Source organism: Bartonella sp. B23, from assembly GCF_053793815.1.
Window position 1 is genome coordinate 213424 of record NZ_CP200033.1, and the last position, 22302, is coordinate 235725.

General features: G+C 37.2%; 17 protein-coding genes, 1 tRNA gene and 2 pseudogenes. 15 read left to right on the plus strand and 5 right to left on the minus strand.

Annotation, left to right across the window (positions count from 1 at the left end; translation table 11 throughout):
- The first annotated feature begins 184 nt into the window (after nucleotides 1–184).
- Both V4B17_RS00855 and V4B17_RS00860 read left to right on the plus strand, forming a co-directional pair.
- Entirely contained in the window at nucleotides 185–580 is a 396-nt protein-coding gene (locus V4B17_RS00855) for a hypothetical protein (protein ID WP_455479641.1), read from the plus strand.
- 276 nt (nucleotides 581–856) lie between these two features.
- Entirely contained in the window at nucleotides 857–2170 is a 1314-nt protein-coding gene (locus V4B17_RS00860; RefSeq protein WP_455479642.1) for an ATP-binding protein, read from the plus strand.
- A 14-nt stretch (nucleotides 2171–2184) separates the two neighbouring features.
- On the opposite strand, the gene mscL is transcribed toward V4B17_RS00860, so the two are convergent.
- Nucleotides 2185–2598: a large conductance mechanosensitive channel protein MscL gene (gene mscL / locus V4B17_RS00865; RefSeq protein ID WP_455479643.1), complete on the minus strand. Its 414-nt coding sequence runs from the start codon at nucleotides 2596–2598 to the stop codon at nucleotides 2185–2187.
- A gap of 607 nt (nucleotides 2599–3205) precedes the next feature.
- Between mscL and V4B17_RS00870 the strand changes: the two genes are divergently transcribed.
- The 7 genes and pseudogenes from V4B17_RS00870 to V4B17_RS00900 all read left to right on the plus strand — a co-directional run bounded on the left by V4B17_RS00870 (nucleotide 3206) and on the right by V4B17_RS00900 (nucleotide 11470).
- On the plus strand, nucleotides 3206–4294 hold the full coding sequence (locus tag V4B17_RS00870) for a quinone-dependent dihydroorotate dehydrogenase (protein WP_455479644.1): 1089 nt from the start codon (nucleotides 3206–3208) through the stop codon (nucleotides 4292–4294).
- Nucleotides 4295–4429: 135 nt separating this feature from the next.
- Nucleotides 4430–4506, plus strand: a tRNA-His gene (locus V4B17_RS00875).
- Nucleotides 4507–4684: 178 nt separating this feature from the next.
- Nucleotides 4685–6112, plus strand: coding sequence for a glutamine synthetase family protein (locus V4B17_RS00880; RefSeq protein WP_455479645.1), 1428 nt, complete (start codon nucleotides 4685–4687; stop codon nucleotides 6110–6112).
- Between the two features lie 11 nt (nucleotides 6113–6123).
- Nucleotides 6124–7407 carry an NAD(P)/FAD-dependent oxidoreductase gene (locus tag V4B17_RS00885; protein WP_455479646.1) on the plus strand — a complete coding sequence of 428 codons (1284 nt, stop codon included), beginning with the start codon at nucleotides 6124–6126 and terminating at the stop codon, nucleotides 7405–7407.
- A gap of 117 nt (nucleotides 7408–7524) precedes the next feature.
- Nucleotides 7525–8909, plus strand: a pseudogene (locus V4B17_RS00890) (glucose-6-phosphate dehydrogenase).
- A gap of 10 nt (nucleotides 8910–8919) precedes the next feature.
- Nucleotides 8920–9657, plus strand: a complete 738-nt coding sequence (pgl, locus tag V4B17_RS00895) for a 6-phosphogluconolactonase (protein WP_455479647.1) — start codon at nucleotides 8920–8922, stop codon at nucleotides 9655–9657.
- Between the two features lie 103 nt (nucleotides 9658–9760).
- Nucleotides 9761–11470: pseudogene (locus tag V4B17_RS00900) on the plus strand (dihydroxy-acid dehydratase domain-containing protein).
- Nucleotides 11471–11509: 39 nt separating this feature from the next.
- Here V4B17_RS00900 and folD read toward each other — a convergent pair.
- Nucleotides 11510–12409 (minus strand): bifunctional methylenetetrahydrofolate dehydrogenase/methenyltetrahydrofolate cyclohydrolase FolD, encoded by a 900-nt coding sequence (gene folD / locus V4B17_RS00905; RefSeq protein ID WP_455479648.1) that lies wholly within the window; start codon nucleotides 12407–12409, stop codon nucleotides 11510–11512.
- Between the two features lie 325 nt (nucleotides 12410–12734).
- On the opposite strand from folD, the gene V4B17_RS00910 reads away from it, so the two are divergent.
- Complete coding sequence (locus tag V4B17_RS00910; protein WP_455479649.1) at nucleotides 12735–14615, plus strand: AsmA family protein; 1881 nt, start codon at nucleotides 12735–12737, stop codon at nucleotides 14613–14615.
- Between the two features lie 89 nt (nucleotides 14616–14704).
- Here V4B17_RS00910 and V4B17_RS00915 read toward each other — a convergent pair whose 3' ends face one another.
- Nucleotides 14705–14848 (minus strand): hypothetical protein, encoded by a 144-nt coding sequence (locus V4B17_RS00915; protein ID WP_455479650.1) that lies wholly within the window; start codon nucleotides 14846–14848, stop codon nucleotides 14705–14707.
- Nucleotides 14849–15082: 234 nt separating this feature from the next.
- Between V4B17_RS00915 and V4B17_RS00920 the strand changes: the two genes are divergently transcribed.
- From V4B17_RS00920 to V4B17_RS00930, 3 genes are all read left to right on the plus strand, one after another.
- Nucleotides 15083–15829 carry a 16S rRNA (uracil(1498)-N(3))-methyltransferase gene (locus V4B17_RS00920; protein ID WP_455479651.1) on the plus strand — a complete coding sequence of 249 codons (747 nt, stop codon included), beginning with the start codon at nucleotides 15083–15085 and terminating at the stop codon, nucleotides 15827–15829.
- A gap of 68 nt (nucleotides 15830–15897) precedes the next feature.
- A complete protein-coding gene (locus V4B17_RS00925) occupies nucleotides 15898–17271 on the plus strand; it encodes a glutamate--cysteine ligase (RefSeq protein WP_455479652.1) in 1374 nt (457 codons plus the stop codon).
- 642 nt (nucleotides 17272–17913) lie between these two features.
- A complete protein-coding gene (locus V4B17_RS00930; protein ID WP_455479653.1) occupies nucleotides 17914–19269 on the plus strand; it encodes an L-cystine transporter in 1356 nt (451 codons plus the stop codon).
- 14 nt (nucleotides 19270–19283) lie between these two features.
- Here V4B17_RS00930 and V4B17_RS00935 read toward each other — a convergent pair whose 3' ends face one another.
- Entirely contained in the window at nucleotides 19284–20168 is an 885-nt protein-coding gene (locus V4B17_RS00935; protein WP_455479654.1) for a methyltransferase domain-containing protein, read from the minus strand.
- Nucleotides 20169–20347: 179 nt separating this feature from the next.
- On the opposite strand from V4B17_RS00935, the gene V4B17_RS00940 reads away from it, so the two are divergent.
- Both V4B17_RS00940 and grxC read left to right on the plus strand, forming a co-directional pair.
- A complete protein-coding gene (locus V4B17_RS00940; protein WP_455479655.1) occupies nucleotides 20348–21133 on the plus strand; it encodes a ComF family protein in 786 nt (261 codons plus the stop codon).
- Nucleotides 21134–21181: 48 nt separating this feature from the next.
- The gene (grxC, locus tag V4B17_RS00945; protein WP_455479656.1) at nucleotides 21182–21445 is read left to right on the plus strand and encodes a glutaredoxin 3; all 264 of its coding nucleotides are present in this window, start codon (nucleotides 21182–21184) and stop codon (nucleotides 21443–21445) included.
- Nucleotides 21446–21453: 8 nt separating this feature from the next.
- On the opposite strand, the gene ubiG is transcribed toward grxC, so the two are convergent.
- Nucleotides 21454–22200, minus strand: a complete 747-nt coding sequence (gene ubiG / locus V4B17_RS00950; protein ID WP_455479657.1) for a bifunctional 2-polyprenyl-6-hydroxyphenol methylase/3-demethylubiquinol 3-O-methyltransferase UbiG — start codon at nucleotides 22198–22200, stop codon at nucleotides 21454–21456.
- Between the last annotated feature and the right edge of the window lie 102 nt (nucleotides 22201–22302).

Below are 22302 nucleotides of genomic sequence, written 5' to 3' on the forward strand. Positions count from 1 at the left end.
ATGTGAAATGCAAAGAAATTAAATAAGCTTTCATGCGAGGACAGATGGCTTTCGTTCTTTTTTCTGATTTTAGAAATATTTTTTTGTCAAATGGTACAACGGTACATTTTTGGGGCTTTTCTTCTGTGGTAACTATGGTTAGAGAATAGTTTTTTGAGCAAGTAGAGTAAATCAAGATACCAGTGTGCAATGTGCAAATCCTATTGCGTTGAATAATTTAAAGAATGTGGATAAATTTTCGGTCATTGGCGTAAATAAAGCGTTTTTTCTAGCCTCTAAAGAAGAAGATATTTTTTTTATCTCTGGTTTGGATGATGCAGCAGTATGGAGTCTTCTTCTCATTTTTCTTTATATTTGTGAAACGGTCACAATGCTGCTACAGATGGTTGATAATGATATATCAGTCAAACCATTTTATACAGCAGATATGTTTACATGGGTTGGTACTATTCACTTAGAAATAAACTCAGTCAGTTTTTTGATTTTGCGTATGTCATTGAAAGCAGATCAGTTGAAGAATAAAAAGGGATTTTTCATTTTACGCTGGAATTTTTGCCACAACAGTTTACTTGAAAAATGAATAAAAGTGGTTGGTTTTTGGATGTTTCACAAGAATTATCTGAAATTGTTGGATCTATATGGTCTTCCACTGTAATATCTAGTTTTGTTGAACTTACCAGTAGATTTAATGATGAACGGTATCAAATATTAAGCAGCTTTATCTTGTAGAAAATGGGCTGTTCAGTGGTCTATTGATGATTATTCAGAGTGGCTTGATATTCAATTATTTGTTATGCCAATTTTTGATTAAAAACAGCAACTTGAGGGATATTTTCATGGCTTTGGTGTTTTGAATATGCAAGAAAAAGAACAAGGGAAAAAAGATGAAAATCCTAATGAAAAAACATCAGGTCTTTCGGAAATAGAGCGTTCAGCGTTTCATGAAATTGCACAACGATTGCGCGGAGAATTACATTCATCTTTAGATTGCGAGCATTTTGGTAAAAAAACAATAGAGATGTTACAAAATGCACAGGATCTGCCGGAAAATTCTATAAAACAAACTCTTATAAAAGAACCAGCAGTTATTTTATCATTATTGGATACAGCAACTGATGGCATTTTTTGGCTGGATGGACAAGGTATTATTCAAGCGGTTAGCAGTGCTGCCCTGACATTAACTGGCTATGAAATCAACGAATTATTGGCACAGCCATTGTCATCATTATTTACTTTGCAAAGTCGATCTTTGATTAAAAAGTATTTTAAATTCATTCATATGAAAGGAAAAGATCAGTTTTTAAATCGTTGTGAGACAGTTGAGTTAGTAACGAAAAGTCATAAGAATATAACGGTTTCTATAACGATTGTACCTTTGGCACAGCAAGACAATTATGCTGTTATAGTACATAATATGACAGGAGTAATTCTACCAGCAGATACAAAAGAAGAAGAGAATAAAATGATTGGAATTATTCATGAAATACGAACACCCTTGAATGCTCTCATTGGTTTTGCAGAAATTATGAATGATGGTTGCTTTGGTTCAATAGACAATGAGCGTTATCGTGGGTATTTACGTGATATTATCTTATCTGGAAAACATATATTATCACTGGTTAATCAGTTGCTAGAATGTTCAAAATCAACCTATTCTGGTTTAAATAACCAGATCAAAACGCCTCTTATGGCTAAAGCGTTTGATGTAGTAGCCTGTTTGCGTGCCAGTATCGCTTTTCTTGAAACACAGGCTAATCATAATGGTATTATAATGCGTATTGCTGCTCCAGCTCATGTGCCATTTATTGGTGTACCACAACAGACATTTCGGCAAATTATATGGAATCTTCTTTCCAATGCCATTCGTTTTACACCGTCGGGTGGGCAAATTATTGTTCACGTTTCTTATGGAAAGAAAGAACGCGTGAAGATTTCAGTGAGTGATAACGGTATAGGAATGAGTGATGAAGAGATCGTGCAGGCATTGCAACCTTATGGTCAAGTAGAGCGCAAAGATGGACGATTTGGTGACAGCGTTTTTGTTGGAACTGGTTTAGGACTCCCAATATGCAAGGCAATGGTAGAAGAAAGTGGTGGTCAATTTTTGTTATTTTCAAAACCCAATCATGGAACAACCGTGGAAATGTTTTTCCCTGTATTCCATGAGTAAAGGCATGAATAAATTTATTTTTTCTTGGCCAAAATGTCTCTAATTTCTGATAGAAGTTGTTCTTCTAGAGACATTTTTGTTGAATTTTCCTCTTCTTCTTGTTTTCTGCGTATTTTATTCATGCCTTTAACAAAGAGGAAAAGAACCCAAGCAATAATGAGAAAATTAATAAGTAAGGTTATAAAGTTACCGTAGCTAACAGTTGCTCCCGCTGCTTTAGCAGAACTTAATGTAGCTTGTTTTTCACCTGCAAGTTGAATGAACATGTTAGAAAAATCAATCCCACCTGTAATAAGTCCAATGATTGGCATAAAAATATCATTGACAATTGAATTGACTAAGCTACCAAAAGCACCTCCTATAATTACACCGATAGCAAGGTCAATCATATTCCCTTTTAGGGCAAATTCTTTGAATTCTTTAAGCATTGCGTTTTCCCCTTTATACAAAAGATATACGACAGTTTTAACTACCGCTTTTGATAAAAAAGGAAAGGGCGGTTTTTATTTTCTTGGTACGCATTACATTATATTACAAAGATTAAGATTTTTTTCCAAGAGTATTATGGAATGTTAGAAGATCTAACGCATGATTCTGCTTGGCTTTAAAAATAAGAATATCTTCATGGAGTTCAAAGTGATGGCAAGTTTCTAGCAAAAAAGCCTTATCTCTTTTTCCTGCTAAAAATAGAAAACCGTTCTTAATTTATAAAAACGTTATAAAATTTTTTATGACAATATACTGAAAAAGAAGTTTATTTTGCGGGATTATCGTTTTTGTTTTTTACAGATGATTTCAATTTTTAATGTTTAAACAATTGCGAAAGAGTGAGAAAGATTCTTTTTTTGCTCAGTACACATAAACATGAACGTAAATGGCGAAGCCATTATAAACTTTCTTATGGTTATACTATAAACTTTCTTGTAGTAGAGTAAGCATTCTTGTTGAGATGATATGCTATCTTTATTGAAAATCTTTTGTGTTGAAAGATTTACGTGAGGTGCGGCGGGTCAGTTTTATTTTGGAGAAGGATTGATGGGTTTCTTTCGTTGTATTGGTCGCTCTGCTTTATTTATGTTGGATCCAGAATATGCACATCGTTTGGCCATTGTTGGGTTAAAAAGTGGATTGAACAGTTATCAAAAGATTGTCGATAAGCGTTTATGTGTGACTGTTGCAGGTCTTGAATTTGAAAATTTTATTGGTCTTGCTGCGGGTTTTGATAAAAATGCAGAGGTTGTTGATGCTGTTTTTCGCTTAGGATTTGGTTTTACTGAAATTGGTACAGTTACGCCAAAGCCTCAAGCAGGAAATCTTAAACCACGACTTTTTCGCCTAAGAGAAGATGAAGCGATTATTAATAGAATGGGTTTTAACAATGATGGGCATAAAATTGTTTACGATAGACTTCACACGTATAAAAAGACAGGTATTGTAGGAATCAATATTGGTGCCAATAAGGATACGGTTGACAAGATTAGTGATTATACTGTTGGTATTGCCCATTTTTATGATGTTGCTAGTTATTTCACGATTAATATTTCTTCACCTAACACGCCAGGTTTACGCGATTTTCAGGCTCGTGGCAGTTTGCATTTTTTGATGACTGCGATTTCGAAAGTGCGCAATGAACAAAAAGAAAAGCACGGATTTCTGGTTCCCATTTTTTTAAAAATTGCACCTGATTTATCAGAAAAAGAATTGGATGATATAGCTGAAGAAATGAACCTTTCTGATTTTGATGGTCTCATTATTTCTAATACCACTCTTTCGCGCAAAGGAATTAAAAATAGTCTGCTAAGTAGTGAAAAAGGGGGACTTTCAGGGCGTCCACTTTTTGAACGTTCTACTATTGTGCTTGCAAAAATGCGTCAAAAATTAGGTAAGGAGATCGCAATCATCGGTGTTGGCGGTGTAGGGGATGCACAAACGGCTTTGGAAAAAGTTAAAGCTGGTGCAGATTTGATTCAATTATACAGTGGGATGGTTTATGAAGGGCCTGGTCTTGTTATAACGATTCTAAAAGAGATTTTGCAGCTTATACAGAAAGATGGGGTTGAAAATATAAAAGCTTATCGTGATTATCGTGTTGAGCATTGGGCAAAGCACGATCTTCCTTTGTAAAAACTCTTTTTTTGATAAAAAATGCGAGATTTTTTTAAAGGGGCTTGCAAACTCTTTTGATCTTCCTTATGTCACACAAACAGAGAATTGAGTGTTTGTGAAATAGTGAACAGTTACGATAGGTTTACTTTTTATGCGGTTGTAGCTCAGTTGGTTAGAGCGCTGGTTTGTGGCACCAGAGGTCGTAGGTTCAAATCCCACCAACCGTACCAGTTTTTTCACTATGTTTGATATAATAAGAAGATTGTAATAGTTGCAAGGTCTTCTTGACCTTGATGGAAGTTGTGGCATTCTTTAAAAATTGAGTTGATAAAGTTTTTTCGTAACATTTAGGTATGAGACGATGCTGTAAGAGTGAGGCTTGACTGTTTTTTTTTGAGTTGGTGTATTATGGCTGTGAAAAATGGTAAACAGATGCAAAAGAAAAGTTCTAAACCTGTTTCTGGTTTTCTAAAAAATTTACGTGGTGTAAACAATTGGGAACAGGTTTCGCAGTGGCTTTCTTTCCGGAATGTGGAAGATATTGAATGTATTACGCCGGATCAAGCAGGTGTAGCACGTGGTAAGATGATGCTTTCTAAAAAATTTACATCAGAAACATCATTAGCATTGCCTTCAGCTGTTTTTATGACAACAATTTCAGGAGATTATCCTGAAGATGGTCGCGGTTTTGAATATCCAAAAACAGATGGTGATTTACGGCTTGAGCCTGATCTTTCTACGTTAAGTATTGTGCCATGGGAAGATGCTCCTACAGCACAAGTAATTTGTGATCTTGTGTATCAAAATGGGCAAGTTGTGGATTATACACCACGAAATGTTTTGCGAAAAGTGATTGATTTTTACACGCAAATGGATCTAGAAGCCGTTGTTTCACCAGAAATTGAGTTTTATTTAGTACAAAAAAATCCCGATCCTGATTATCCTTTAGTTCCTCCAGTTGGTCGTTCTGGACGTTCAATTGGTGGGGGGCAGGGCTATTCGATTGCTGGTGTGAATGAATTTGATGATCTGATTGATGATATTTATCATTTTTCAGAAGCGCAGGGGCTAGAGATTGATACACTCATTCATGAGGAAGGAGCAGGCCAGTTTGAAATCAATTTACGCCATGGCGATCCGATCGAGCTAGCTGATCAAGTTTTTATGTTTAAACGAACAATTCGCGAAGCAGCACTTAAGCATAGTATGTATGCAACTTTTATGGCCAAGCCTATTCAAGGGCAGCCTGGTTCTGCTATGCATATTCACCAATCGGTTGTTGATAAGAAGACGGGTATGAACATTTTTACACAGAATAGCGGTGAAGAAAGTATCTGTTTTCGCCATTTTATTGGTGGATTACAAAGACATATGGCGGGGGTTCTTGTAATGCTTGCTCCATATGTGAATTCTTATCGACGTCTCATGCCTGATATTTCAGCACCTGTTAATTTGCGATGGGGATATGATAATCGTACCACAGCTTTTCGTGTACCTCGCTCTGCTCCACAGGGACGGCGTATTGAGAACAGACTCCCTTCGTCAGATGCTAACCCTTATTTAGCTCTCGCAGCCTCTTTAGCTTGCGGCCTTATTGGATTACAGCAAAAGCTTGAACCGGATGAACCAACAACAAGCAATGTGAATGCTGATAGCATTGAGTTACCGCGTGGGCTCATTGAAGCGGTCAACTTATTTGAACAAGATATGGCAATACGTGCTATCCTAGGAGATGCGTTTGTAAGTACTTATGCTGCAATAAAACGACAAGAGTTTGAAACTTTTATGGAAGTGATTAGCCCGTGGGAGCGTGAATATCTCTTGCTTAATGTGTGAGGTTTATCACGATGATAGAGCATAATCGGATTTCTCCAGGAATTTCTTGGTATGAAGATACTTTAGAAGAACGTCCCTCTTATCCATTTTTAGATGAACAAACACAGTGTGATGTTATCATTATTGGAGGTGGATTTACTGGGCTTTCAGCTGCTTATCATTTAGCTAAGGTTGGAGTGAGTGTTGTCTTGTTTGAAGCTTCGCGTTTTGGTGATGGTGCTTCAGGGCGTAATGGTGGACAGATGGGAACGGGGCAACGACAATGGGTAGAAAAGTTAGAAAAGAAATATGGTTTTGAACGAAGTAAGGTACTTTTTGATTTAGCTGAAGAAGCAAAAAGAGATATTCTATCTTGGTGTACAATGCCCGATTGTCAGTGTGACTTTATGGCAGGACATCTTTCTGTTACCCATAAAAAACGTGAATTAGCATCTTATCAACGGCATGTTGAAACGATGCAGCGTTATGGCTATTACAGCCTCACTTTTATGGACAGGGATGAAATAGTTAAACGGCTTGGTTCTTCTTTTTATCATGGTGGTATTTATGATGCGAACACTGGACATATAAATCCTCTGAAGCTAGTTGTTGGATTGGCAAAAAACGCAAAAAATGCTGGAGCTAAACTTTATGAGAAGACGCAAGTAACAAGGATAGAGCGCAATGGTAGCCATTATAGAGTGATAACAGAACAGGGTAGTATAAAGGCTGAGCATGTTTTATTGGCAACTAATGCATATAAACTTGGATTTCAGCATTTTGTTGAGAAAAATATTTTTTCTATTCGCTCTTATATTGGAGCAACGGAATCTTTATCAAAAGATAGTCCTATTCTTCAAGGAAGAGAATCGGTAGATGATTCCCGTTTTATGGTTCGCTATTTTCGCAAAAGCATTGATAATCGTTTATTATTTGGTGGAGTAGAAAGTTATGATAATCAGTATCCTACAAATTTAGATAAACGTATACGACAGAAGATTTTTGAAATTTATCCTCATCTACAGTCTATAAATCTAACTCATCGTTGGGGGGCGACGGTTGCTATCACGGTTGAACGTATGCCGTATATTCGCCAACTTTTCTCCGGTATAACTTATTGTGGTGGTTATTCGGGGCATGGAGTTATGCTTGCTCCTTTCATGGGAAAATTATACGCTGAATGGTTGACTGGAAAGCGTGAGCGTTTTGAGTATTTTCAGGACTTAAAGATTTCATCCTTTCCAGGTGGGAGAGTTTTGCGTTATCCGCTTGTATTTTTGGCAATGCATTGGTTTTCCTTGATGGATCATTTTTAACTGAACACCGTTTAAAATGAAGAAAATTAATGGCTTGTTTAATATCCGTCTGCTTTGATGATAGGAGTTTCTGTAAGTTGTTTAAGCTTTTATAATCGAATGGGAAGATAGACGTTTATGGTGAGTAAAATTATTCTGGTCTCTCCCTTTGATTGTATTGTTTTTGGTGGTAATGGCGATTTGGCATCACGCAAACTTATACCTAATCTCTATCATTGTCAGTGTGTTGGGTAATTCAGCGAGCCAACGCGTATCATTGGGGTTTTACGCTCTTCATTAAGTTGTGAAGAGTATCGAAGTTTTGTTCGTTCTTCTCTAGAAAAATATGTTCAACAAAAAGACATCAACCAAATTGAAATTACGCATTTTCTTGCGCATTTAGCTTATGTCTCTGTTGATATTACATTAAATCGGGAATGGCAAGATTTCACTTTTGCGCTGTTAAAAGATCCAGTCGATATTCTGGATTTTTGTTTAACGGTTAGTTCACAACTTTTTTGTGGCATCGCGATGAGATTAGGGCAAAATGGTTTAGTGACGCAGCAAACACGGATTATCATTGAAAAACCTATTGGCCGCGATGTAAAAACAGCAGTTGAACTCAATGATATATTTGCAAAAGTATTTGACGAAGACCAAATCTTTCGTATTGATCATGTTCAGATAACAGTTTCTGAATCTTTAGGATTGGAGGGGCGTGCAGAATACTATGAAAGTGCAGGTGCGCTACGTGATATGGTACAAAATTATATGCTGCAATTACTCTGTCTGGTTGCCATGTAAGTACCATTTATCAACAGTGCAAATGCCGTGCGTGATGAAAAGTTGAAAATTTTGCATTCTTTAATGCTTCTTGATGTTCATGATGTAGAGCAATATACTGTAAGTGGGCGGTATCTTGCTGGTATCTTGAATGGCACTTTCGTAAGATCTTATTTTGATGATTTTGGAAAAAAAGTTAGTGAGAGTGAAACATTTGTGGCACTTAAGGTTAAGATTGATAACTGGCGTTGGGCGGATATACCTTTTTATTTACGAACCGGCAGGCGCATGTTCACGCGGATGTCCGAGATTGTTATGGTTTTTAAATCCATCCCTCATAATATTTTTGATGCGAGTTCAGATGAAGTTTTTTTTAACCAGCTTGTTATTCGTCTTCAGCATGATGAAGGCGTAAAGCAATGATTGATGATTAAGGATCCAGGTTTTGGTGGTATGCGATTTTGCCATATTCCATTGGATATGAGTTTTGCATCTGCATTTTCTCAGCGTAATCCTGATGCATATGAATGCCTATTGATGGATGTTATTCGCGGAGATCAAACACTGTTTATGAGTCGTGACGAAGTTGAGGTTGTTTGGCATTGGATTGATCATATTCTTGAGGGATGGTAAGCAATAAAGCATCCAGTTTATGGATATAGAGCTGGTTCATGGGGGGGACATCTGCTTCGACATTTTTAATGGAACGTGATGGGCGTATATGGAACAATCTAATTTAGAGCAATAAGTGTGCATGGAATGAATATTGATCGTTTAAATTTTGAAACCCCTACGACCTTAGCTTTAGCATTGGCTGATCATGTTGCAGCAGAACTCAGTGTAGCTGTTCTTGAGCGCAAACGCGCAATTCTAGCAGTTTCTGGTGGTAAAACACCAGAATTGTTTTTTCATTATTTATCAAAAGCTGATATTGATTGGCAAAATATTATCATCACTTTAGTTGATGAATGCTTTGTACCTGCTCATCATGAGCGTTCAAATGAACATATAGTACGCCGTCATTTATTACAAAATTTTGCGGCTAAAGCACATTTTGTAGGACTTTACCATAAAGCAATTACTGCTGAACTTGCTGCTTTTTCGGCTGCTAGCCGCATTAACAGTTTGCCTAGACCATTTGATGTTATTGTTTTAGGAATGGGGAGTGACGGACACACAGCTTCTTTTTTTCCTGATGCTGATCGTTTGAAACAAGCACTTGATTTGCGGACTCAAGCACTTGTTTTACCACTTTATGCGAAGAGTATTCTTGAGCCAAGACTCACGCTGACCTTGCCAGTGATAATACAATCTCGTTGTATTATTTTCCATTTCGAAGGTTTACAAAAACGCGATTGTTTTGAAGCCGTTTGTCGAGATGAGTCTGAAATAGAAATGCCTATTCGCGCGGTTTTACGCAATGCTCATCACCTTGTTCAGGTTTATTGGTCTCCAGGTGAAAGTGAAATAAGTGAAGTAAAAATATGATACAGATGTGGGTGATACGCAATCCCTTTGCTAATGGTGGGAAGCGTAAATGATGGGTTTAAATATGGAACTTTTCAAGACAATTGCTGTGATTACATGAAGGATTTATGAACGTTCTTTACCAACGCGAGAAATTTATTTAGATCGTATTGTTAAGGCACAAAAAATCATCCCAAGATAAGTTTTTTGGGATGTGCCAATTAGGATCATGGTTTTGCAGTTTGTGATCAAATAGAAAAAGAGTGTTTAAAGTATAATATCGTTTGTAGTGTTGATATTATTACGACATATGACGATATCATTTTAACACATCAATTTTTTGAGATTTTTTCTCACTTAACTAAAGAGGCTGCCCGTATTATTGATGATGTTGCACAAGTAGCAGTTGGCGTTCCTGCGATGTGTAATGGTGTAATACAAGAGAATGCAGGGATGGAGCTTTATCTTTTTTAACGTGAAGTGATTTGCAATGGCGATGGCTATAGGTTTATCACACGATATATTTTATGTGGTTCTGTACCATTGGGGTCTGTGATAAAATCGTGCCTGGTTTGGCGATTGGAGCACTAACATTTGTCATTTACCAGGAATTTTTATTTCCTACCGGTTCCATGACAAGCGGTCAAGGCAATGATGAAAAAGCGAAAATACGTCAGCTTTACGCAGAAAGTAAGATAGATCGACAAACTTTCTGGAATCAGAAGCTCGTTCTTATCATGGATCTGGAACATGTACGTTTTATGGAACTACTAATTTCAATCAGATTATACTGGAAATAACGGGGTTACAGATGCTGAAAAGCTCTTTCATTAATGAAAAAACACCGTTGCGTGATGTGTTATCAAAAGAAGCCACTAAGCGTGTACTCGAAATGATAGCACTTGGCGATGATTATAGACCACTTTGTGTGATAGCTGATGAGCATTCTTTCGTGAATGCTATTGCAGGATTAAATGCGACAGGGGGATTTACAAATTATGCGATTTCATTTAGTTGCCATGATTGCTGCTTGTGGTATACGCTTAATACGGCATGATACTGCGAAATTTCATCAGTTGAACCTCTTTTGGTATGGGTTTGTCTTAACGGTTTTGCTGATATAAATTACTTTCATGTTGCTGGTGAGATAGAATTTGTTATTCGTGAACTCATTGAAGCAGGGTTTATGCATGAAGATATCCGCACAGTTTTTGATAAAGATCTTAATACTTGTGCAATTGGAACAAAGCTTTATCCTGATGGTAATGTGGTATGTGATCCTGCTCTCAATAAAAGTGGTAACCATAATGTGTTAACGGGGTGGATGAAATCGTTTCAGCTTAATGATGGTATTTGTGTTTTATCAGGAGATTTAGGCACAGCCATTATCAAATTTTCATTTGTTAAATCTGGCACGTTAAATGACAAAGATTTTGTTGCTGTCATTTATTATCAAGAGCCAAAAGCGAATGGTATGCCATAGCTTCGTAAATTAATGACAATTTTGGGTATCTTGCAAAATTGAGGTCAAAAGGTCGCGTTAGTAATGGACGGGCGTATGTCAGGTATGTTGAAAATTCCTGCTGTAATCCACGTGACACCAGAAGCTTTGAATAACGGTTCCATTGCGCGTTTGCAAGATGGTAGTATTGTTTATCTTTATGCTCATATGGGTAAATTGGCTATTTTGGGAAATTTCTCAAAATTTAATGCGCGGACGACTGTACCTCCTGATCTTTTCAAGAATGAATATGGCGTTGGGCGTGAGTTTTTTCGTGCTTTTCGCCAATTGGTTAATTGTGAAGATCAGGGAGCCTCTGCCTTTATAACGTGAGTAAAATGATATTTATAAAATGCAGATGCATCAAACTTTTTAGAATTTTAGTACAGGAAGATTGTGTGCTCGAGCAGTTGCTTTGAGCGTATTAACCATGAGCATGGCAATTGTCATAGGCCCAACTCCTCCTGGAACAGGGGTGATTGCGGCAACCTTTCCTTTTATCTCTTCAAAATCGACATCACCGACAAGACGCCTCTTGTCCACACCGTTTTCTGGTGCTTCAATGCGATTAATACCAACATCAATAACAATGGCGCCATTTTTAACCCAGTCTTTTTTAACCATTTTTGGGCGGCCCACAGCTGCAACTAAAATATCGGCGCTACGACATACATCATCGAGGTCGCGGGTACGGCTGTGAGCGACTGTCACAGTAGCATTTGCCGCTGTTAAAAGGGCAGCCATAGGTTTTCCGACAATATTAGAACGTCCAACAACAACAGCATCAAGACCAGACAAATCTCGTCCACATTGTTGTTCAATCATCATCATGGCACCAGCTGGTGTACAGGGAATGATAGCATCTTTAAGATCATTAGCAGCAAGTTTTCCCACATTGATATAATGAAAGCCATCAACATCTTTTTGAAAAGCAATGGCTTGTGTTATGCTGTTTGTGTCAATATGTGGAGGCAAGGGAAGTTGCACCAAAATGCCATGGATTTTAGGATCAGAATTTAATACTGCAATGAGTTGAAGGAGTTCTTGTTCTTGTATTTCTTTGGAAACCATATGTTTTATTGAAAAAAAACCACATTCTTCGGCCTTTTTGCTTTTCGATGTGACGTACACCTGACTTGCAGGGTCGTCTCCGACAATAATAACGGCGATACCAGGTTGTATATTATAATTATTCCGGAGTCTTGTTGTTTCAGCCTTCACTTGTACAATAATATCTTCAGCAAGCTTTTTTCCGTCGATAATGTTATTCATTAAGAGAGATCCTTTCGGTAGAGGGCTGTTTATTCTTTTGTAAAGCATTTGCTAACAATACAATAGTTTTTAATAGCAATATTTATATGAGAACGGTAAAAATGGTTTGAATAATGGTGTGTATTTTATAATTTTTGATATCCTCTAAAATAATTGCTTTGTAAAGAAGCAGCAACATTGCTGTTCTAATAAACTTTGGATAAGAACAAGAGTAATTAAGTTATTAAATGGGATGTAGTGAATTTTAGAGCTATAAGAAGTTTTTTAATGTTCATTTAAGTTTTCTTTTAATCTTGTTATAAGAGTGAAAGTATAGAGGAAGATTGTGCGCGTCAGAATAATAAAATTTTTGAGCGGAATTTTTGCGACAATTATTTTTTTGTTTGGGGTTTGTATTCTCATTTTACCGTATCTTGTGTCTACAGATGTGATTCGTATTCGTTTAGCTCAAGATTTGAGCGCGTGGACGGGTTATAATGTGCAATTACGTGATCCACCGCGGTTGAAGCTTTTTCCTTACCCTAAAGCATTTCTTTCTGGTGTTACTTTTATATCAAAAATGAACAATGCTACACCATTGATGGAAGCTGAATCAATAGAAGTTGATCTTTCTCTGATGGATCTTCTTTGGGGGCGTGTTTCTTTTTCAGAGACGCGGATTGTGCACCCCCAATTTGTTATAGAAAAGCCTGTTAAAACAGTAGCGGATTTTTTTGATAGATCTTCGCTGTCACAAGGTGCATTAGGATTAGCGATACGCAATGCTCGTGAAATATTGAAGCATAACCCTGATCAGCCAGATATGGAGCGTCTTTTAAAACAACCTTTTGGACGTATTGTGATCGAAAACGGTACTTTAGTGTATCATGATAATATTTCAAGAAAAGCAGAAAAAATTACGGGGTTAAATGCAACTTTAGATTGGCCAGAATCGACGCAGAAAGTGCAGTTTCGTGCAGATGCTCGTTGGCGCGGAGAGTTTGCAAAATTATCAATTGATGCCGACCAAGCATTATCGCTTTTAGCAGGAGGGAAAAGTCAAGTTAAGGCAAGTCTCAATTCTGTGCGTGGTGGTATCACCTTTATAGGACAGGCACGATTATCTGAATATTATATTTTTGATGGGAAGGTATCGATGCGTTCTCCTGGGTGGAATCAGACATTGGTTTGGATTGGAAGCAATCAGTTTTGGGGGCATAGATTGAAAACTCCCATTGTATGGGAGTCTCATTTTTTAGCGCAGCCAATGCATATAAAAATGAATAATGTGACATTTATGATGGGAAAAACAAGCGCACGTGGAGCTTTAGAGCTTGATTTTCAGGATTATGTCCCAGCCGTAATTGGATCTTTAGCATTTGATAATTTAGACTTTAATCTCTTGGAATCACTATTTTCTTTAATTGAAGAAAAGAAGGCACTCTTTGATATGAAGATTTTTGATCGTATTGGAGTAGATGTACGCCTTTCTTCTCCTCAAGCGAAAGTAGGGAATATTGCATTGACTAATTTAGCTGCTGCGGTACAAATAAGAAATGGACACATCATTTTTGATCTTGGACATGCGAATGTTTTTGGTGGATCACTTCAAAGCAACATTCAAATTGCACCAGTTGATAAGAAAGTATGTATTAAAGGGCGTGCTTCAGGTACCTCTATTGATATACAAAATGCTTCAGAGGCTCTGGGAATTACTCCATTTGTACAGAGCAAAGCGAACTTTACCTTGACGATACGAACGCTTGCTCGTTCTTGGTCAGAAATTTTTGCGAAGACGCAGGGTGAATTAACACTGAATATGTCTTCTGGTTGGCTGTTAGGGTATGATTTGAATGATTTACAGACAATGCTTTCAGAAAATGAACAATTTTTGTTGGCGATTAATGGCTCTTTATCCACAGCTTTTGATCGTTGGGATATGCAGATGAAATTTTCAGACAGCACGATGATGATAGAAGAATCACTGATGCATATGGCGGACTGGGGTTTATCAATTCAAGGGGCAATTACAGCTGCTAATGCCCAGAAGCGGCAGAAAGGATTCACATTGCAAGCACAATTGCGAAAAAGTAATAGCTCAGAAACTCTTTGTAGAGATGTCCAGTGTCTTACCAACAGTCTTGCATGGCCTATTTCTTTTTCTCTTAGTTCTAAAGGATGGGAACGTGGCAATTTTTTAGTAAAAAAAAATATTGATATAGACTGATCGTTGTTCTCCAATATTGATAAGGATCTTAAAAAACTGTTGGAAAATATTATGTTGATATAAAAATTTGAATAATATGTAGTTTAGGCTTATTGAATTTGGGAGGAGATTCCATAGCCGTCTTCAGCGATTGTGTGCTTTCCATCTGCTCCAACGGAACCAATCCCTACCGTAATCAGGATAAAAGCAAGAAGAGTGATTATAGTAATAACTGTGGCTTTTTTAGCGGACATATTTTTCCTCCAATCATGCAATAAATCACAACACACAATGACGAATGATCTGTTACTGTAAGTTTTTATAAGAGCAGAATCACTTAGCGTCCTATTTGTTCCGATCATTATCTCATAAAGCTAAAAAACTCTATATTCCTTTATAAATTACAGTTCCATAGATATAATTTTTTCTTTTTGTTATGTATGCTCTTTCATTTTTTGATGAGTATAGTTAGCTCTGGAACAATTTTTATGCGTATAAATTATAAACTTAAAAGATTGTTTATTCGACAGCCACTTGCTTTGAATAAAGAAATAAAGATAGAGGGGGCACAAGCTTCTTACCTTGTACATGTTTTGCGTATAAAAGAAGGTGCTGAGATTTTACTTTTTAATGGACAGGATGGTGAATGGCTTGCTAAACTCATCACCGTTGGGAAAAAATTTGTTGTAGTTCAGCTTACCCATCAGGAAAGGTTACAAACGACGCATACGAATCTCATTTATTGTTTCGCTCCACTTAAAAACGCGCGTTTGGATTATATGGTGCAGAAAGCTGTTGAAATGGGGGTATCGGTTTTGCAGCCTGTTATGACGCATCACACACAAGTTACGCGTATCAACATGGCACGTATGGAGGCCAATGTTATTGAAGCTTCTGAACAGTGTGGTATTTTATCTTTACCTGAATGTGCCTCTCCTGTTTCGTTAGTAGAATTTTTAGCACGTTGGGATGAAACATGCCCTTTATTCTTTTGCGATGAAGCGTACAAATCACATAATTCATTACATCTTTTAAAAAATTATGAAATTTTTACAACGTTTGGTGTTCTCATTGGACCAGAAGGTGGATTTAGTGAAGGAGAGCGGAACATTTTAAAAAAATACCCTTTTGTAATTCCGATATCTTTGGGACCGCGTATTTTACGTGCTGACACTGCAGCTGTTGCTGCTTTGACTCTTCTTAATGTTACTGTGGGTGATTGGTTAATTAATTGAGAAGTTTGTAAAATCATTCTAAACGATTCATTTAAAATGATGGAACTGATGATAGGATATAATAAGTTATGGCGCTTGATATAACTGATGAAAGTGAAATTTATAACTTAGATTCTTTGGTTAGCTATTTCCAAGGGGGATGTAAAACAGAAAACGATTGGCGTATTGGTACAGAACATGAAAAATTTCCATTCTATAGAGATGGTTTCCGTCCTGTTCCATATGATGGCAAAAGGGGAATTCGTACGCTTCTAGAGAGAATGCAAAAAGTTTTAGGATGGACACCTATTTTAGATGAGGGAAATATTATTGGGCTCGTAGGATCGATTGATCAAGGTGCTATTTCTTTGGAACCTGGGGGACAATTTGAATTATCCGGTGCTCCGCTGGAAACGATTGGTCATACTTATTGCGAGGTGATGAAACATTTAACTCTTCTCAAGAGAGTTTCAGAGCCATTGGGTATTGGTTTTCTCGGTATTGGTGCTAGCCCAAAATGGACATTAGATGAAACTCCACGGATGCCCAAGTCACGTTACCAAATTATGACAGATTATATGCCAAAAGTTGGCACAAGCGGCCTTGATATGATGTACCGAACATCAACCATTCAAGTAAACCTTGATTTTTCTTCTGAAACTGATATGCGGCGAAAAATGCAAGTATCGATGAAGTTGCAGTCCATTGCAACAGCATTATTTGCCAGTTCACCTTTTACTGAAGGGCGTCCAAATGGCTTTTTATCTTGGCGTTCTGAAATTTGGTGCGACACTGATAATCAAAGATCTGGGGTTCTTCCCTTTATATTTTCTGAGAATTTTGGCTTTTTGGATTATGTTGAATGGGCTCTCGATGTACCAATGTATTTCATTGTCCGCAATGGTCATTATCATGATTGTACACATGTAACGTTTCGTCAATTTATGAATGGGGCTTTAAAAGGACAGATTGTAAATTCAACTCCAAATATAGGAGATTGGATTAATCATTTATCGACTTTGTTTCCTGAAGTACGCTTAAAACGATTTTTAGAAATGAGAGGCGCTGATGGAGGATCTTTGCAGCGTATTTGTGCGTTATCTGCTTTTTGGGTTGGTCTTCTTTATGATAGTGAAGCACTAAATGAGGCGGAGGCGTTGACAGAAGATTGGTGTTTTGAAGAAGTTTTAGAGTTACGAAAACGTGTCCCAAAAGAAGGTCTAAAAACACCTTTTCGTCAAACCATTATTTTAGAATTGGCACGCCAAGTTATTGCTATTTCGCGCAAAGGTTTAAAAAATCGCAGGCAATATGATGTAGATGGTTTGGATGAAACACGTTTTCTCGTTCCTTTAGAAGAGGTCATTGCAATAGGCCAAACAGATTCTGATAAATTTTTGTCTCTTTATCATTCTATTTGGAATGGTGCTGTGGAACCTATATTTCTAGAATGTGTTTATTAAATTTTAAAGCAAAAAAGCTGCTTTGCACTTTCGAAAAGGACATATTATTGCTGTTTTTCCTTCACGGTTTTTTTTAGAGATATCTTTCATCTTGTTTTCCGTTCTACTTCTTTGTGTCGTTCATGAAAGGGTATAATGCAGGTGAGAGCGTTCATAAAAGAGGAATTTTTGCTCTTTTCTTTAATGGTTTCTGCCCACACGCTAATCTTGGTTATGACGTGCGAATGGATGATTTCCGTTTATTCAATAAATATGAAGGAGCTTAAAATGAAAAAAAACTAAGATATTTAAACTTCTTATTCGATATGCAAAAAGATCAATTATCATTATAAATTAAATTATTATTCCAAAAAGTGCTGTACGTTGTAAACGAAGCAGTGATAAAAGCTGCTGGTAATGGCGCTCCTACATTGGTAGGGTGATTGAGTACCGTATAAAATAAGGCATGAAATAATTTCATTTGATTTTTTATCTTCTTTAAACAGCTGTTAATAGAGAAAAAATTCTCTTCTAACCGATAAATTAAAAAATAATGATTTTTAAAAAACTTGTAAGCTTTATATTTTATGTAAAGGTATTACTCATCGACTTTGAACTATGCATATTATTCAACATCAAGCATGATAGTAGTGGACATAAACAATGACATTTAACTTTTTCATCAATTTATTTCTATTTGTTATTTTTTTGTTATGGCTTGTTCAAAGTAAGAGAATGAAATGGAGCCTCTCATTGCGTGTTATGCTAGGACTTGTCCTTGGATTGATTTTTGGAAGTTTTTTGCAAATCATTTATGGGGAAGGCGAAACAACTTTGTTGAAATCCGTTGAATGGTTTAACATTGTTGGTGATGGCTATATTTTATTACTGCAAATGATTGTTATGCCATTGGTTTTTGTCTCTATTGTCTCGGCTGTTTCTCATTTGCATTCTGTTTATGCGGTTGGTAAAATGAGTATAATAACAATTTCAATATTGCTCTTTACAACTGCTCTTTCAGCGTTGGTTGGGGTTTTTGTGGTTAATTTCTTTGGATTAACAGCAAATGGTTTGGTACATGAAGGGCAAAATGTTTCCACTATTCTTGATGATCGTATTTCTCAACTTGGAGGTACGAACGTTCCAAAGATGATTTTATCTTTGATTCCTAAAAATCCATTTGCTGAATTAAGCGGAGCTAAGGGCACATCAATTATCAGTGTTGTTATTTTTGCATCCTTTCTAGGAGCTGCAGTTCTCCTTTTAAAGAAAGATGATCGAGAAAAAGGAGAAAAAGCGCTTTTATTTATTCAAGTATCACAATCTTGGATTACGCGATTAGTTCGTATTGTGATTGCTTTGACTCCTTATGGTATTTATGCCCTCATGACAAAGGTAGGAGCAACTTCGCATATTACAGATATTTTAAATTTATTGGTCTTTATTGCTGCTTCCTATGTTGGTATTATCATTATGTTTGGGATTCATGGTATATTGCTCAGTATATCTGGAATTAATCCGTTTCGTTTTTTCAAAAAAGTTTTGCCGGTTTTGATATTTGCTTTTAGCAGTCGTTCAAGTGCTGCAAGTATTCCTTTAAATATTGAGGCTCAAACGCAATGGATTGGTGTTCCGCAATCCATTGCGAGTTTTGCAGCCTCTTTTGGAGCAACAATTGGACAAAATGGTTGTGCAGGTCTTTATCCAGCAATGCTTGCAACTATGGTTGCATCTTCTATAGGTATTTCTCCCCTTGATCCTACTTGGATTGCCACTCTTGTTGGTGTTGTAACACTGAGCTCTATTGGTGTTGCCGGCGTTGGTGGTGGTGCTATTTTTGCAGCTTTGATTGTGTTGCCAATTATGGGGCTTCCTGTTTCTTTGGTTGCTGTACTCATGTCTATTGAACCCTTAATTGATATGGGACGTACAGCTTTAAATGTAAGCGATTCAATGTTGGCTGGAACTATAACCAGTCAGATGTTAAGAACAATAGATAAAAACATCTTTGAAAAGTAGTTTGCATGTTGAGTTTATGATTTTTTTTGCTGTTTTGCTAAAACATTTGCAAGAGATATCTGCGCTGATCCGGGCTTTATAGGTTTTTGCTGATTTGGGTGAGGAGCCCAACCAGAAAGCCAAATGAAAGAAAAATGTGCTCGAATACGGCCATCAGAATCGCTAAATTGTTGTGCATAGATTTCGGCTGCACGGAGAAAAAAGCGCTTAGATACAGGGCGCCGTGAACGATTGATGAGCGCATTTTGCATTCCCATAGCTTTAAGATCATGCATAAGATCAAACATTGTATTGTAGCGTATTGTGATATCTTCAATATCTGCGACAGGTAGAGCAAAACCAGCACGTTGCAAGAGAGCTCCTACTTCACGAATGTCGGCAAAAGGATAGATTCTGGGGCTTGTTCCGCCGTAGATTTCAATTTCAGCTTGCAGCAAACTTTCGCGCAATTCTCTTAAGGTACCAGCTCCAGCCATAACAGCCAAAAATAAGCCATCTGGTTTGAGGGTATTTTTTATCTGACTAAGAACACCAGGGGTATCATTGGTTAATTGTAATGAAAGGAGTGAAACGATAAGATCACAATAATTTTGAGGAAAATCAAGCAATTCTCGATAACGTAAATGAAATTTTTTGTCGTGGCTTTGATAGAGTATGTCAGTTTCAACACGTTCTATAGAATGGACTTTTCCAGATTTTATCAAAGCTTGCGCGGCAAGGTCTGTATGGCTGTGTAAATCGAGAGCTAATGCAAAGAGACGATCAACAGTACAAAGACGCTTATAGAGATCTTCAGCCATATGAGACAGCAAAAAGTCATGTCCCTCTTTTGCTTTTTGGAAAGCGCGTTTACGAAATTGTTCAATGCGGTCATGATCAAAAATTAAAGGATGCGACATATCGTTAAGGTCTTTCGATCTATAATGCATACGTTTTGAGAAGGTTCATTTTATACAAGCTTCGTCAAGTTTATGGTGTGAAAGAAAAAACTGTAAAGAGTAAGAGTTTATAAAGGAATTAAAGTTAAAAGATATAGAAGATTTTTTATGCAGGGAAGCTGTAAGAGCCCGAATTAACGATGCTATGTTTTCAAGAAGTGACTTTAAATGGCGGAAATATATTAAATAAGTTCATTGAGCGCTTGCTGACAATTTTATATCCGCCAGTTTGTCCTGGATGTAGGCAAGGAGTTTCTGCTTGTGGCACGATCTGCTCTGAGTGTTGGAAGGGTCTTCAATTTATCACAAAACCTTATTGTCCTGTTATGGGAATTCCTTTTGTTTGTGATATGGGAGATGGTTTTCTTAGTGGTGAAGCTCTTAAAAATTCCCTTCCTTTTTCGCGTGTTCGCTCGGCTATTGTTCATAAAGGGGTGGCGCAAGCTTTGGTAAAGCGATTGAAATACAGCGATCATATAGAATTAGCATCTTTTATGGCTAGTTGGATGGTATCTGCCGGGCGCGAAATTATTGATGATTGTGATGTTATCATTTCCATTCCTTTGCATTTTCGTCGTTTTTTGAAACGGCGCTACAATCAATCTGCAGAGCTTGCTCGTTATATCGCAGCAATGCAGAACAAAATTTTTAAGCCTGGTTGGCTTGTTCGTTGTCGACATACTCGTCCACAGGTGAGCTTATCTGCTAGGGAACGAAAATTAAATGTGCTGAATGCATTTGAGGTGCCACATAAAGTTAAAAAGCATTTAAAGGGGCGTTCTATTTTATTAATTGATGATGTTTTCACAACAGGTGCGACTGTTACAGCAGCGGCTGCAACATTAAAGCGTGCAGGTGTACGACAGGTGGATGTGCTAACATTTTCGCGTGCACTAAAAGAGGATTCCATATCACCTGATTCTTGAGAAGAGATTGAGGTTGGCACTATTTTGAAAACATTGGAGAATGATACTATGAAAGAAGTAACACTTTATACACGTCCTAACTGTCCTTATTGCGCGAGAGCGCGTGATTTACTTGATAAAAAAGGGATAAAATATACAGATATCGATGCATCAACTTCTTTTCGCCAAGAGATGGTGCAGCGAGCGAATGGGCGTAATACATTTCCACAAATTTTTATAGGGGATTATCATGTCGGTGGTTGTGATGATCTATACGTCTTAGAAGATGAGGGAAAGCTCAATTCTTTGTTGCAAGATGTACAGAAGCTATAAGAGCATGTTCATTTAAGATTTTTTGTTAGAAGAAGATAGTTAACATCCATATCTCTTGAGCGATTCCAGCTATCATTTAATGGATTATAAGTAATACCGATCTCATCAACGACAGTGAGGGCGTTTTTTGATAAGAAATTCTTAAGTTCCTGAGGTTTTAGGAATTTTTTGTAGTTATGGGTTCCTTTCGGAAGCCAACGTAAAATATATTCAGCGCCTATAATAGCCAGTCCCCACGCTTTCCACGTGCGGTTTAGTGTTGAAACAAACATCAGTCCTTGTGGTTTAAGCATTTTTGCTGTTGCTGCTATGAAGAGGTTAACATCAGCTACATGTTCAACAACTTCCATATTGAGGATGATATCAAATTGCTCTCCTTTATTGGCTAGCGCTTCTGCAGTGGTGGCACGGTAGTCAATGGAAAGGCCGTTTTGAGCTGCGTGAATTTTTGCGACTTCAATATTGGTTTGTGCCGCATCAGCTCCTACAACTGTAGCACCAAGGCGTGCCATTGGTTCGCATAACAAACCACCTCCACAACCAATATCAAGAATTCTCAAGTTTTCGAATGGCATAAGTGAAACTGGATCGCGATTAAATTCTGAACAGATTTTTTCTCTGATATAAGCAAGACGTGTTGGATTGAATTGATGAAGTGAGTGAAATTTTCCTTGTGGATTCCACCATTCTTCGGCAATACGGGAAAAATGGTCAATTTCATTTTGATCGATGGTGGTACGCATTTCATTTACCATGTCGTTTTTCTTTTTTATGATCAAGACAGGTAGATTTTATGATAAAGTCAAGAGAAATTAATATAAATATAACTAAACTTGCACAAATTGTAGATATTCGGT